At 40.5% G+C, this 12,817-nt stretch carries 15 protein-coding genes; 10 read left to right on the top strand and 5 right to left on the bottom strand.

Annotation, left to right across the window (positions count from 1 at the left end; all coding sequences use genetic code 11):
* Positions 1 to 317, top strand: a 317-nt coding sequence (locus tag ACZYRN_RS11515; protein WP_488911733.1) for a zinc ribbon domain-containing protein, incomplete at its 5' end; no start/stop codon positions are given.
* Between the two features lie 262 nt (positions 318 to 579).
* The gene (locus ACZYRN_RS11510; protein ID WP_488911732.1) at positions 580 to 1,071 is read left to right on the top strand and encodes a ferritin family protein; all 492 of its coding nucleotides are present in this window, start codon (positions 580 to 582) and stop codon (positions 1,069 to 1,071) included.
* A gap of 17 nt (positions 1,072 to 1,088) precedes the next feature.
* On the opposite strand, the gene ACZYRN_RS11505 is transcribed toward ACZYRN_RS11510, so the two are convergent.
* A complete protein-coding gene (locus ACZYRN_RS11505; protein WP_488911731.1) occupies positions 1,089 to 1,388 on the bottom strand; it encodes a hypothetical protein in 300 nt (99 codons plus the stop codon).
* A gap of 188 nt (positions 1,389 to 1,576) precedes the next feature.
* Between ACZYRN_RS11505 and ACZYRN_RS11500 the strand changes: the two genes are divergently transcribed.
* Positions 1,577 to 1,732, top strand: a complete 156-nt coding sequence (locus tag ACZYRN_RS11500) for a DUF1540 domain-containing protein (protein ID WP_488911730.1) — start codon at positions 1,577 to 1,579, stop codon at positions 1,730 to 1,732.
* Positions 1,733 to 1,964: 232 nt separating this feature from the next.
* Positions 1,965 to 3,188, top strand: coding sequence for an NO-inducible flavohemoprotein (hmpA, locus tag ACZYRN_RS11495; protein ID WP_488911729.1), 1,224 nt, complete (start codon positions 1,965 to 1,967; stop codon positions 3,186 to 3,188).
* Positions 3,189 to 3,324: 136 nt separating this feature from the next.
* Here hmpA and ACZYRN_RS11490 read toward each other — a convergent pair whose 3' ends face one another.
* Positions 3,325 to 3,720 carry a hypothetical protein gene (locus ACZYRN_RS11490; RefSeq protein ID WP_488911728.1) on the bottom strand — a complete coding sequence of 132 codons (396 nt, stop codon included), beginning with the start codon at positions 3,718 to 3,720 and terminating at the stop codon, positions 3,325 to 3,327.
* Positions 3,721 to 3,924: 204 nt separating this feature from the next.
* Here ACZYRN_RS11490 and ACZYRN_RS11485 point away from each other — a divergent pair, with 204 nt between their 5' ends.
* The gene (locus tag ACZYRN_RS11485; protein WP_488911727.1) at positions 3,925 to 4,911 is read left to right on the top strand and encodes an S-layer homology domain-containing protein; all 987 of its coding nucleotides are present in this window, start codon (positions 3,925 to 3,927) and stop codon (positions 4,909 to 4,911) included.
* A 93-nt stretch (positions 4,912 to 5,004) separates the two neighbouring features.
* Here ACZYRN_RS11485 and ACZYRN_RS11480 read toward each other — a convergent pair whose 3' ends face one another.
* Positions 5,005 to 6,090, bottom strand: coding sequence for a CotH kinase family protein (locus ACZYRN_RS11480; RefSeq protein WP_488911726.1), 1,086 nt, complete (start codon positions 6,088 to 6,090; stop codon positions 5,005 to 5,007).
* Positions 6,091 to 6,441: 351 nt separating this feature from the next.
* Between ACZYRN_RS11480 and ACZYRN_RS11475 the strand changes: the two genes are divergently transcribed.
* From ACZYRN_RS11475 to ACZYRN_RS11460, 4 genes are all read left to right on the top strand, one after another.
* The gene (locus tag ACZYRN_RS11475; RefSeq protein WP_488911725.1) at positions 6,442 to 6,858 is read left to right on the top strand and encodes a hypothetical protein; all 417 of its coding nucleotides are present in this window, start codon (positions 6,442 to 6,444) and stop codon (positions 6,856 to 6,858) included.
* Between the two features lie 409 nt (positions 6,859 to 7,267).
* The gene (locus ACZYRN_RS11470; RefSeq protein ID WP_488911724.1) at positions 7,268 to 7,483 is read left to right on the top strand and encodes a hypothetical protein; all 216 of its coding nucleotides are present in this window, start codon (positions 7,268 to 7,270) and stop codon (positions 7,481 to 7,483) included.
* A 230-nt stretch (positions 7,484 to 7,713) separates the two neighbouring features.
* Positions 7,714 to 10,077: a phosphodiester glycosidase family protein gene (locus tag ACZYRN_RS11465; RefSeq protein ID WP_488911723.1), complete on the top strand. Its 2,364-nt coding sequence runs from the start codon at positions 7,714 to 7,716 to the stop codon at positions 10,075 to 10,077.
* A 105-nt stretch (positions 10,078 to 10,182) separates the two neighbouring features.
* The gene (locus tag ACZYRN_RS11460) at positions 10,183 to 10,371 is read left to right on the top strand and encodes a hypothetical protein (protein ID WP_488911722.1); all 189 of its coding nucleotides are present in this window, start codon (positions 10,183 to 10,185) and stop codon (positions 10,369 to 10,371) included.
* Between the two features lie 18 nt (positions 10,372 to 10,389).
* Here the strand turns inward: ACZYRN_RS11460 and ACZYRN_RS11455 are convergent, their stop codons facing one another.
* Positions 10,390 to 11,193 carry an alpha/beta fold hydrolase gene (locus ACZYRN_RS11455; protein WP_488911721.1) on the bottom strand — a complete coding sequence of 268 codons (804 nt, stop codon included), beginning with the start codon at positions 11,191 to 11,193 and terminating at the stop codon, positions 10,390 to 10,392.
* Positions 11,194 to 11,277: 84 nt separating this feature from the next.
* Positions 11,278 to 11,460, bottom strand: coding sequence for a hypothetical protein (locus ACZYRN_RS11450; protein ID WP_488911761.1), 183 nt, complete (start codon positions 11,458 to 11,460; stop codon positions 11,278 to 11,280).
* A 263-nt stretch (positions 11,461 to 11,723) separates the two neighbouring features.
* Here ACZYRN_RS11450 and ACZYRN_RS11445 point away from each other — a divergent pair, with 263 nt between their 5' ends.
* Entirely contained in the window at positions 11,724 to 12,728 is a 1,005-nt protein-coding gene (locus ACZYRN_RS11445) for an ABC transporter substrate-binding protein (RefSeq protein ID WP_488911720.1), read from the top strand.
* Positions 12,729 to 12,817: the final 89 nt, after the last annotated feature.

The raw sequence follows: 12,817 nt of genomic DNA, 5'->3' as shown, positions 1-12,817 counted from the left end.
AGTTAAAAGGCGTCCAAGTGGAAGTAACAGAAGAAAGCTATACGTCACAAGACTGTCCGTTTTGCGGGGGCAGACACCACGCGAATGGACGAAACTTTCGTTGTTCTGTTCACCAAACAGAAATCCATCGTGATGTAAACGGCGCGCAAAACATTGCCCGTAAACAACACCACATGGCCGCGAAGCCGCTTTTATCGGTTGTCTACAAGCAGCCCGTTTGGTATAAACGGTTTTTGTCAGATGAACAACGACAAAAAATGAAACATCCAAACGATCAGCCGAAAAAAGAAAAACGTATCGCCAGTCGGATGGCGTAGTCGGCACAGACCTTGCCCTCTTGAAGGACTGTTTTTCTTTCAAGAGTTGTTCGCCTAAGTTCCGCCTCTGTCTCTTTCAATGAAAGAAGGTAAGCGGGATGTTTGCGAAAAAGAACCCCATGGCTTCAGCCGTGGGAGTGGTCAGAATACATTAAACAGATCCTAACGATTTTTGGATGGCTGGCAATAAATAGTTTAATCACCCAACTGAAAACGGTGAATACACTAGGTATGTTCATTTTAAATGAAGGAGGAATCGTTCATGTATCAACCATATCATTACCCATATGTAGGATACGTGCCAGTGCAAGGGACAACGATTCAAGAGTTAGAGTATACTCAACAATGTTTGCAAACAGCTTTACAGTATATAAAGGAATCCGTTCAGGGCGAACGGGAAGATGAACTTTTTTATCAATATTTAATTTCGATTGCACCAACTCAAGAAGAGAAAGAGATCATTGCTTCAATAAGGGATGATGAGAAAAAACATAATCAAATGTTTAGAACGATTTACGAAGGTTTTACAGGACAAGAAGTTCAGAACGTGAATGGAGAGCAGTTTGAAAAACCGGCGAACTATATCGATGGGATAAAAAAGGCGTTATTTGGGGAATTAAAGGCTGTAGAAAAGTATCGGAAAATCAAGCAATGTTTGCCTGAAGGTGTGTATCAACATATGTTATTTGAAATTATTACCGATGAGTTGAAGCATGCAGCAAAATATAATTATTTATTTACGTTAAATAAATAATAAAGATCTATTTCCATCTACTTTTGCAGTCGATTTATTTGCCGCTGCATATACTCCATTTGCTTTCGTAATTGTTCTGTTTCTCGTCGCATCTGTACCATCTGCTGTTGTATTTGTTGATTCTGGTTATTCTCCACCTGTTGTTTTGCTTGTTCTTGCTGCTTCGCTTGTTCTCGTTCTGCTGTTAAACCGATCGTTGTCAGAATATCTCCTAAAGTAACCAATATCTGTCCAATATATTGTAATTCAGCGGGATAATCATAATCATCGTTTGTACTCTTTCCTATTTGATTATTCAGAGTAATCCCTCCATTCATAAATTACTCTAATTTATTCAAAATATCTTTAAAAAGTACATCAACTAATTTCAAAAGAACCGATCATTTTGTATGAAGATGATGAAAGACAATTTTACGTCAGTTCAATTTGAATAGCGATGGATAAAAATAAAAAGTATCAACGACCTCCAATTTGTCCATGATAACAAAAAAGGAGGTGTGATACGATGGCGAAAGATGTTCTTTGCGAGGTCAATAACTGCAAGCATTGGAGTTCAGGAAACAAATGTGAGGCCGATTCCATTTATGTCGTCAGTCATAAAGGAAAACAAGCGTCTAATACGGAAGAAACAGATTGTAAAACGTTTGTACCAGAAGTGTAATATTCCGGGGGGGTAACCATTTAGTTGGTTACCCTTTGTTTTTGATAGTATTGATAATAATTTTCATTTTCATTCATGTTTATGAAATTATATTTTTAATTTTGCCAGAACTGGATTATTTATTTCGTTTGTTTTTGATTTTCTAGCCTTTCGAAATAATGAATGTTTAATTCAATATTCACTTGGGGATAGTAAGTTTGGAAATTAACTACAATACTTGAGGGGGACAAATATGCTTGATGCGAAAACCGTTGAAATCGTTCAGTCAACAGCACCTGTGCTGAAAGAACATAGTAAGCAAATAGGAAAAAGGTTTTATGAATTACTCTTTTCGAAAGCGCCTGATTTGTATAACCTTTTTAACCAGACCAATCAAAAAAGAGGAATTCAGCAGGAAGCATTGGGCTACTCTGTTTATGCTGCAGGAGAACATATTACAAATTTGGAAGCAATCATGCCGGTGATCAAAAGGATTACTGAAAAGCATCGTGCGATTGGAGTTGTGCCTGAACAGTATCCAGTTGTCGGTGAAACGTTACTTGAAGCGGTGAAAGATGTACTCGGTGATGCAGCGACAGACGAAATTATTGACGCATGGGGACAGGCTTATAACTACATTGCCGACGCTTTTATTAGCATTGAAAGCAATCTCTATGATGAAACAGAACATCAGTCTGGTGGATGGGAAGATTTCCGAGACTTTTTAATTGATAAAAAGATAGAAGAAAGTGATGCTGTTACTTCTTTCTATTTAAAGCCGAAAGACGGACAAGCGATTGCATCTTATGAAGCAGGGCAGTATTTGACCATCAAAGCAAAAATTCCAGGCGAGAAATATACGCATATTCGTCATTACAGTCTTTCGGATTCACCTGGAAAAGACTATTACCGAATTAGTGTGAAACGGGAAGATGGACATGACGATGCGCCGGCCGGAATCGTTTCTACTTATTTACACGAACATACCCACGTTGGAGATACTCTTTCATTTTCCGCTCCTGCTGGTGACTTCGTGCTCGATCAAAATGATCTGCCAGTTGTTCTTATTAGTGGAGGAATTGGCGTGACGCCGTTGCTTAGTATGGTAAACATGATCGTAGAAAAGCAGCCAGAACGTCAAGTTACGTTTATCCATGCAACGATGAACAGCGGTACACATGCTTTTAAAGAGCACATCAAGCAATTAACGAATCATCACCAAAACGTAAAGTCATTTGTGTGTTATAATTCACCAACCGAGGAGGATCGAACCTCCCATCAATTTGACAAAGAAGGGTATGTGGATTTGGAGGTATTGCAATCCATCCTTCCATCAAAAGAAGCCATTTTTTACTTTTGCGGACCAATACCTTTCATGGAAGCCATAAATAAAGCATTACATCAATGGGGTGTACCAAAAGAACATATCCATTATGAAGTGTTTAATCCGATCGCTATTTTAGGCGGCGAAAGTTAAGGAAATGACGGCCGAATAAACATGTCGAACGGGATTTTAAAGTGGTCTAAACTAGAAAAAAGCTGATTTCTCCAAATGTAACGTAAGGGGGAAAACAGCTTTTTTGTTTATTGACAATATCGGTAAAGTCACATAATTATTGATCTTCTTTTTTAGCGATAAAAAAGGTCGTGATGAAAAAGAGAATGAAGCTAATTAATAACGTAGTTCCTCCTACGATATAGAGAACTAAAGATACCCCTTCAGGAAAATTAAATGGTTTTAGAAAGTAAACCCACATGCCCAGCACTAAACCGGTGGTGCCAATAATGGCTGTCCACGTATGAGCGATCGCTAGTTTTTTGGACGTAATCGTGAATATTTCGTAATAAACACCCCACGCAAATAATGTTAACCACCCAACAACAAGAATATGCGCATGAATGGGACGAAACGCGTAGGATCCAGCGCCAGCCATATGTGAACCTAAAAAGGCACCGATCACAGAAAATAAGGCTGAAAACCGTATAAGTGCTAAATTTCTACTCTTCATAAATCGCTCCTCCTAATAGTTAAATAGAAAAATAATTTCTACTTATTATACAGTTCATTTTACAAAACGAAAATGAACGGAAGATGAACATCTTATTACATTACTATAGGTGACTATTTATTTTTTTCCAGCTAACAAACTATTTACGGTAAAGTAGCTCAATGGTATAATCCTCTAAATACGTTCAGTTAGGGGTTCAATACGATGAATAAATATAAATTTTTTACAGCGGCAACGGCTGTTACTGTTGCTGCTGTTAGTGTTTCAGCACCAGCTAGCGCAGCATCAGTTCATCCATTTACCGATGTAGGGGCAAATTACGATGAAGCCGTTAGTTTTTTATATGAAAATGAAATTATTAAAGGGGTATCGTCTACTAAATTTGGTACTCATCAGCCATTAACAAGAGGCGATGCAGCCGTCATTTTAGCCAATACACTCTGGCTCGATACGGAAAGTGCACCGGATGCTGGATTTACGGATTTAAACAACCGGGTTAAAGGTTCGGTGAATGCGCTGGCAGAAGCCGGCATTGTGTCAGGTGTGACGGAAACAGAATTTAGACCGAACGAGACATTGAGCCGCGGTGCCATGGCAAAATTTCTTGTGTTAGGATTCGAATTGCAGGGTTATGAAATAGAAACGCCATTTACAGATGCAGGTGGTGTGTTTGCTCCTTATATTGAGGCTATGTATGGCGCTGAGATTACGAGCGGCAAGACACCGACTTCATATGGCACGCATCTTAATATTACACGAGGCGAATTTTCAAATTTGTTGTACAAAGCATTTTTATTTATGATTGAAAACACCTATTATCCAACTGTTGAAAGTGCACAAGTAACATCGACAACGACAACTCAAATTGTTTTTACAGAAGCAGTTCCGGATGAATATAGACCGACGGAAATAGCGGACTTCTTCTACTTTTCAGTTAAATTAGAAGATGGTTCGGAGACGGATTTTGAGCCAACTTTATCGACACTATCACCAGACCGCAAAACATTGACGATTCAGCATAAAAATTATGATTTAGACGGAAAAAAAGGCGTACTGCTCATTGATGATATGGAAAACATCACGGAAGTGCCATTTAACTATGAACAAACTGAGATCACGACAAGCTATTATCCATCAAATGAAATATTTGATTTTACACAACTGCCTGGAACAGTGGGAACGTCCGTATAAAAGGAAGCAGAGAGCCAAATGGCTTTCTGCTTTTTTGCTAATATCCGGGAAGCTGGGTGATGGTTTTTCATAGAATAATAGGAGGAAATTCTTTTAATCAAACTTCACTAAGTGCTTTTTTAAATAATTGCTGCGATCGCGAATAAATTGAAAGATAAACTCGGGTTCACCCTCAAATGTATGGATCGCTTTCTTTTTATAAGGATCAGAAAGGACATGTTGTCTAAGAGCTTGATGCAGAGAAAGTACTTTCGATTCCAAATGTTCGACTGTAAATATAGTCTCTAAAGTTTCCTCTAATATATCCCGGTAAAGTTTACGGAATTCGGGTACTTGCAGAAGTAGACAGCAAAGGTTATTGTCTTTCTTTCCTTCAATAGGTACGTAATCACAACGCATCACTCCACCGTCAACTTTTCGTCCCCATGTGGCATCATAATCCCAAGGGATGATTTCGAATAAACCTGTCTCACTGTTGCGGTAAAGGGCATAGTTGTGAGTAAAACCGTCATTATTCATTGTGCAGACGGCTCCAGCAAACCAGCGTAAATATTGATTAACATTAAGATACTGAGAAATTTCATCAGGGAATTTAGAAAGGTGGGTATGATTGATTTTATAAATTAAATCGTGAAGAAAATCATCGTCTGATGGGTTTCCAACCACTCGTTTATAACCTGAAAGAAGCGACTTTTTACGTTTCTCATCTCTTGTAAGAGAAAAATTAGCATCATTGTTGAGGGCATAATAAATAGGACCTGAAGGAAGACTTCTCTTTTTCAAGAATAAATCGTCCACGGATTCTAGTTGCAGATAGACACCTTTAGAAGAGCCATTTCGAATTAAATTAATATGCTGGCTGTACGGCGATAAAACACCAAGTTCTTGGAAGAAGTCAAAGGAAAGTTTATTGCGTATAAGAGAGGGATCTTTGTATTCTGCATTAAGATGAATTTCACGAGATCCAGAACAATGTTCTGGTTTAACGAATCCGATCCAATAAGATCTTTTGCGAAACTTCCGTGTATAAGATCCCCGGTAGGCAATATCGATATCGTAGGTCATGTTATCTATTTTTAAATAGGCAGGAACGGGGTCATCATTCCATAAATCGCTTCGCAGTTCTTCTAGATCCTCTTCTTTAATGATCAAAAAGTAAGAGGGGATGAGATAGGACATATCTTCTCTTTCCTTTCTATAGGGTGATAAAGTGAATCTGGGGGGTTTTACTATCCGTTAATCTGCGATAAAATTGAGACGCTTAAGCTGTATCTGTATGGAAAGTTACTTACTCTCATCATTGTACGCAGTTAATGAACAAAGTGATTTTATAACGACATACATTTAAAGGCACCTACAAAAAAACCAAGGAACGTATCCCTTGGTTTTTTTCGTTTACACGAATTCTTCTTCTTTGGCCCATCCTATTATTTGATCTAGCCTTTCCGTGGATTACGTCTTTTACGTACTCTTTTAGTCGACGTACAGCCAGTTGTAGTAGTATCTGTTGTAGTAGCGCCAGTTGTAGTAGTGTCCGTTGTTGTACAGCCAGTTGTAGTAGTATCTGTTGTTGTACAGCCAGTTGTAGTAGTATCTGTTGTAGTAGCGCCAGTTGTAGTAGTGTCCGTTGTTGTACAGCCAGTTGTAGTAGTATCTGTTGTTGTACAGCCAGTTGTAGTAGTGTCCGTTGTTGTACAGCCAGTTGTAGTAGTATCTGTTGTAGTAGCGCCAGTTGTAGTAGTGTCCGTTGTTGTACAGCCAGTTGTAGTAGCGTCCGTTGTTGTACAGCCAGTTGTAGTAGTATCTGTTGTTGTACAGCCAGTTGTAGTAGCGTCCGTTGTTGTACAGCCAGTTGTAGTAGTGTCTGTTGTTGTACGGCCTGTTGTAGTAGTCGTTATCTTACGGCCTTTCCCTTTTCTTTTTGGCAAAAAAATCCCCTCCTTTTAACAATTTAATACACTGTATTCCAAAATTCATAAAGGTGACACGGCAAATAATACAGAGCGTATATTGTAATTAATACAGAGCGTATATTGTAATTGTAGTGGTTTGTTTGGCGAAACAAGTGTATCGGGAGGAAGATATACAACCTTTTCTTTTTTCCAAGCAGTAAGGGGGTGAAGAGAACGAGATAGTGCAACCCAAAGGAAAAGGGGAAGAGGCAAATAAAAGAGGGAGTGAGACATCCGTTAAAATAAGCAGGTTATTTGTATATGCCTGACAGCCCAGAGTTTGAACAACTAATACATAGAGAAATGGACGTTAAAAGGGCGCCTATCCGAAATGATTATCACCACTATCGAAAGAGTTGAATAAGGTAAAGAGGAAAGTGAAAAATATAAGGGAGGTCCTTATTTTGGATGAGCAATATTTACAATCCGAAGAAGAACTGTTGTCGTTAAGCGAAAATCATTATTTAGAGGATGCAGTAGAAGCACAGCTGCCGTATTATTACCGTAGACCAAGACTGAGACCACCATTATTTCCATTGTTCCCATTGTTCCCATTTTTTCCGTACCCTCCATATCCATACTACCGACCTTATCCACATTATCCGTATTACCCTTATTAAGAGGGAAAATAAGACGGTTTAATCTTAACTAAAGCGATCTTAGATGAAATAGTTTTTCCTAAGCTATGGCTTATCATTACCGTTGTTGAATAAGCATTGTCCTAAAATTGGTCCCTCGATGCGTTAGTGTGTCGGAGGACTTTTCTTTTTTCTTCTTTGAACGATATGATTCTATCATTTTCGCTGCTTTAACTATGCTATACTAGCTTCAAAAAGGAGGGAGTGCTTTCATGAAAAGGTTTCAACTCTGGCTGCTCGTCTTAATGCTAGTCTTCCCGACTCTTGCATCCGCAGCTGTGACAGATGAGTTTGCGATTTCAAAAGGCGTGACTTATACGGAGATGATAGAAGAGGGAACAACGAAGCAATCTATCAGAGTGATGGAGATTGATGCGACCGATCCATATACGAAAATAAAAGCGGGTATACCAGATCCATTGAATCAATTACTCCAGACTTCGAAGCAGGCGCTTGAAGCAAGTCAGGAAGGGCATGAAGTCATCGGAGCGATTAATGGTTCTTTTTTTACCCGTCAACCGATGCCGCTTTATTTTGTGGCGATCGACAATCATCTTGTTAACGGCGGCACAATTGAGTCGGGAATAGACCAATTTGTAAATGTTCCGCTTGCATTTGGCATGAACAAAAACGGCAAGGGACAAATAGATGAATACATGACTACTTTTACATACACACATAGTGGCAACACCGGTACAATCGCGGGCCATAATGGGCAGCGCAGTCTGAATACAACGATGGTGTACACACCGAATTTTTCAGACGGAACAACGGCAACGAATCCATATGGATATGAAGTAATTGTGTCAGGAGCAGGAGCCGATCCGTCTTTGCGGTTTGGTGAAAGCTTAACTGGCAAAGTCGTTGGTTTCCGGCCATATGGAGAAATAAATGGTGCCACTATCCCGGCTGACGGCTTTGTGTTATCCGCACATGGCACGGAAACAGAAGCGCTGCGCAACATGAAAATCGGCGATACCGTTTCAGTATCAGCAGACATTGAAGAAAAATGGCAGGATGCTGAATTTATGATCGGCAGCGGCCCAATGCTTGTCAAAGATGGAAAAGTGGCGCTGAGCATGGACCCGAATAGTGCGCGGGCAAGAGAGCGGGCGCCGCGTACCGCAGTTGCCATTGACAAAACAGGAGACAAAGTAGCGTTTATTACGGTCGATGGGCGGCAGCCTGGTTACAGCACCGGCATGAGTTTATTAGAGTTTGCTACGTACATTCAATCACTTGGCTATGACCGGGCACTGAACATGGATGGCGGCGGCTCTACGACGATGCTTGCACGTAAACCGGGTGATTTTACGGTGACCATTCAAAACAAACCATCTGACTTCGGGTTTGAACGTCCGGTGTCTACCGTTTTAATGGCCGTGACCACGGCGCCAAAAGGCGTACCAACGACCATTCACGCGAAAAAGTCATCGGATGCGGAGCTGGTTGTCGGCGAATCGACGAACATTATCATTGAATCGATTATGGACGAATACGGCAATCCGATCAAAATAGAAAATGTTCAAATTACCTCAGATGTCGGTACAGTATCTGGAACGACATTTACTGCAACGAAAGCGGGGACAGGCTACATTTCGGTGAAAAAAGGCGCAGCGGAAATAAAGCTGCCGGTGACCGTTAAAGCAGCACCGGAAAACGAAGCGGTTTTACTGGATTCATTTGAAACGAATACGTGGTCGGTACCATCTGTCCATAACGTAGCCTATGAAGGCAGCCGTTCTTTGAAAATAGACAGCACGGTCTCGGCAGGTCAGCCTCTTACACTAGCCAACAGTCCGAGTTTTGTGAGCATGCGCGTTTATGGACAGGCCGATCACGCACAGGTGACCGGAACATTTTTAGATGCAAATGGCCTGGCGCATACTGCTTCATTCGGTACGGTTACATGGAATGGGTGGAAATACGTATCGGTACCGGTTCAAAGTAATTGGGTGAAAATGGTCTCCCTATCTGTTACAAAGCCAGGTATATATGTCGATGCGCTGAAATCGGTTTACGGCACGTCGTATAAAGAAGAGCTGTTCCGCGATGTACCAGCTGGTTTCCGGGCTGAAGCAGACATTGCGTCACTTGTTGACAAAGCGATTATTAGCGGTTTTCCAGATGGTACATTTAAGCCGCAAACGACGTTAACGCGTGTGCAGGCTGCGATTATGATTCAACGGGCGCTTAACTTACCGGTCGATCAAGTGAAAGATCCTGGTTTCACTGATGTTCCGAAAACATACGCATCGTTCGGCAGCATTGCAGCTGTTGCAGAAGCCGGTATCATGCTTGGCCGCACGGGACAAAAATTTGATCCGCAGGCGGAGCTGACCCGTGCTGAAATGGCCGCCGTCTTAAAGCGGGCATTGAAACTTCCTGAAACAACGAAAAATTATTTTCCAGACAACCGATCTGGCGCATTTTCATACAGCTCGATCAATGCACTTGCAGAAGCCGGCATTACACTTGGCTTCCCGGATGGAACCTTTCGCCCGGCCGAGCCGATCAAACGTGCCGACTTCAGCATTTTCCTAAAACGCGGTCTCGACAAACAATCTCTCTGGTGATACTAGAGAGATTGTTTTATTTTTGAGAAAAGAGATCTTCTTCCCCCTATACGTCATTATGTTGTTCTTTCATCGTATATTGTAGGAGAAGGGGGGGAATCAATCATGTATTTTGACTTGAATGTGATTGAAAATATACTATCCACTTTTTTTCAAAAAGGCATATGGGTGGTGGGCTTTTTCTTCTTGTTAAATAAGACATTTGTAAGCAAAAAATTAGTAGACATTTCGAAAGTCATCACGATCATTGTGTTAGCCTTCTATCTGCTCTATTCAATTATAGGAAGTATTTAGTTTTTACATCCTTTCTGCTTAAGTTAAGATCAGTTCTTCCGTTGGATCAGAGGTACCTGCTTTTTGCAAAAAGCGGTGAATCGCCTCATTAAATTCTCTGAAATGCCGAGGCGGCACTTCATGAAAAGCCCCTTTTATGTAATTTACTTTTACATGGAGGGCTGCCTCTTGAAAAGGCTTGCGGTAATGATGCATCGTTTTTTCATTTGAACCATAGATGAGAAGGACAGGCATTTTTAAGAGGTGAAGCCGTTCTGTGGATGAATAGGAAAGCCCTGCCTCACAAAATTCATAGACACGCTCCGGATTGGATTTACAAGCGTATTCAAAAAACTCTTCTTCATCTTCTTTCGTCACTTTATGTGTTTTTGCCTGCACTTTAGCAATGAGCGGTATGTGATGTCGTTTCGCTAAAGTCATGCCAAGTTTAATGGTGCTTGTTAGGAAGAAACTATTTACTTCGGAGTACCCTCCGGACAAAATTAATGCTTCTGTTCGCTCCGGATACCGTAAAGCAAATTCTTGGGCAATCGTGCCGCCATTTGAGAAAGCACAAATAACCGCTTTGGTTATCCCGATTTCATCCAGCAGCTTTTTTAAGTCTTCTGCTAAAAGGGGAATCGATAAACGTGTGTTTCCAGCGGTACTCTGTCCATGGCCTCGAAGATCGTAAAAAATCGTTTGATAGCGATCAGCCAGCTCTTCCTGATGTTTAAAAACTTTATGCCCGATAACCGGCGGGTGAATAAAGACAATGGGTTTTCCTTTTCCTTTGACCAGGTAATAAAGCGAGACAGAGTCATCTATCTTTAAATGTGGCATCAGAGCAACTCCATTCATGTCTATGTAAGTTTAACAGTTTAGTGCAGGCAGATATTTTGACGGTCTGTGTGAATCCATATAAGATCAGTTTTTCTCTTGCATGAGCGATTGCAGTTTTAGCTCTTTGTGAAGGTTCATTCTAATATCGAATGAAACACGTTTTCTTTCCACTTTTTTCTCTTCCTTTCTTGTTTTCTTCTTTTTAACGCTTTCAGCTAATGCTTGTACCGGCGTGATGACAGTTTGCTGGCGCTTTAAGTTTTTAATTCGACGTTGTCCGTAAACCCATATAAAGACAGCAGTGCAGCATGAGAAACTCAAACCAGCGTATTCATTTTTGTCTTGTCGCAGCCGTTTATTATCCCTTTTGTTAAAAATCTATTGTTCTTTGGAAGAGAATATCATACTGAAGTGAGCAAACATAAGTAATTTGAGAATAATTTGAAAATTAAGTATTGATATTAGTCAATTAATAGAATATAATCTTCTTTGATAACGATTATCATTATCGGTTAAATAGGAGGAATAATATGTCTACATACTCATCTGCAAGAAAATCTTCATTTTCTTTGCTAGCACTTGTTTTATCCATGTTGATGCTCTTAGCTGGCTGTGGAACCCAGTCATCAAAGGGAACATCAAGTGAGGGTGGCGGAGAAGCGGAACCAAAAGCGGAAACAGAAAGTCCCCGGGAAATTACCCATGCGATGGGAACAACAACCATTGAAGGGACACCAAAGAAAGTTGTTACGTTATACCAAGGAGCAACAGATGCCGCTGTGGAAATCGGCATTAAGCCCGTTGGTGTGGTTGAATCATGGCTGGAACAGCCGATTTATAACTACCTGAAAGAAGATTTAGATGGCGTCCAAATTGTTGGACAGGAAACACAGCCGAATTTAGAAGAAATTGCAAAGTTGGAGCCGGATTTAATTATTGCGTCGAAACTGCGCCACGAAGAAATTTACGAGCAATTGTCTCAAATTGCGCCAACTGTTGTACATGAAACGGTATTTGATTTTAAAGGAACAGTTGAAATGATGGGTGAAGCGATGAACCAGGAAGAAAAAGCAAACGAGCTTCTTTCTGCATGGGACAGCCGCGTTGCTGACTTTCAAGGGAAAATCCAAGAAAAAATGGGCGACCAGTGGCCGCTTCACGTATCTGTTCTCAACTTTAGAGAAGACCATGCCCGCATTTATGTGACAGGTTTTGCCGGTTCTATTTTAACTGAACTAGGTTTTGCCGGTCCTAAAAATATTACGGATAAAAGTCTAGAGGTTGTTAAGCTGACGGACAAAGAAAGCATTTCTCAAATGAACGCGGACGTCTTTTATTTGTTTATGGAAGACAATGAAGCTGTGAAGAAAACACATGATGAATGGACGAACCATCCATTATGGAAAAACCTCGATGCTGTAAAAGCTAATCAAGTGTATACAGTGGATGAAATCATTTGGAATATGGGCGGCGGAATCAGAGCAGCTAACTTAATGCTGGATGATATTTATGACAGATTTGAATTAGAAAAATAATTATGTAAGCACAGGGATAGGAGGAGGAGTATATTCTTTCTCCTATTTTTGTATACCTTTTTTTATGTTCGTTTTGTAAAGAGTATGAG

The sequence above is a fragment of the Domibacillus sp. F004 genome (assembly GCF_057814295.1).
This window is presented reverse-complemented; position numbering and strand designations above follow the sequence as displayed.

Excerpts from the sequence above, each read along its gene's own strand:
- ACZYRN_RS11510 (WP_488911732.1), top strand. The coding sequence starts at position 580 with ATGTATCAACCATATCATTACCCATATGTAGGATACGTGCCAGTGCAA.
- ACZYRN_RS11505 (WP_488911731.1), bottom strand. The coding sequence starts at position 1,388 with ATGAATGGAGGGATTACTCTGAATAATCAAATAGGAAAGAGTACAAAC.
- ACZYRN_RS11500 (WP_488911730.1), top strand. The coding sequence starts at position 1,577 with ATGGCGAAAGATGTTCTTTGCGAGGTCAATAACTGCAAGCATTGGAGT.
- hmpA (WP_488911729.1), top strand. The coding sequence starts at position 1,965 with ATGCTTGATGCGAAAACCGTTGAAATCGTTCAGTCAACAGCACCTGTG.
- ACZYRN_RS11490 (WP_488911728.1), bottom strand. The coding sequence starts at position 3,720 with ATGAAGAGTAGAAATTTAGCACTTATACGGTTTTCAGCCTTATTTTCT.
- ACZYRN_RS11485 (WP_488911727.1), top strand. The coding sequence starts at position 3,925 with ATGAATAAATATAAATTTTTTACAGCGGCAACGGCTGTTACTGTTGCT.
- ACZYRN_RS11480 (WP_488911726.1), bottom strand. The coding sequence starts at position 6,090 with ATGTCCTATCTCATCCCCTCTTACTTTTTGATCATTAAAGAAGAGGAT.
- ACZYRN_RS11465 (WP_488911723.1), top strand. The coding sequence starts at position 7,714 with ATGAAAAGGTTTCAACTCTGGCTGCTCGTCTTAATGCTAGTCTTCCCG.
- ACZYRN_RS11460 (WP_488911722.1), top strand. The coding sequence starts at position 10,183 with ATGTATTTTGACTTGAATGTGATTGAAAATATACTATCCACTTTTTTT.
- ACZYRN_RS11455 (WP_488911721.1), bottom strand. The coding sequence starts at position 11,193 with ATGCCACATTTAAAGATAGATGACTCTGTCTCGCTTTATTACCTGGTC.
- ACZYRN_RS11445 (WP_488911720.1), top strand. The coding sequence starts at position 11,724 with ATGTCTACATACTCATCTGCAAGAAAATCTTCATTTTCTTTGCTAGCA.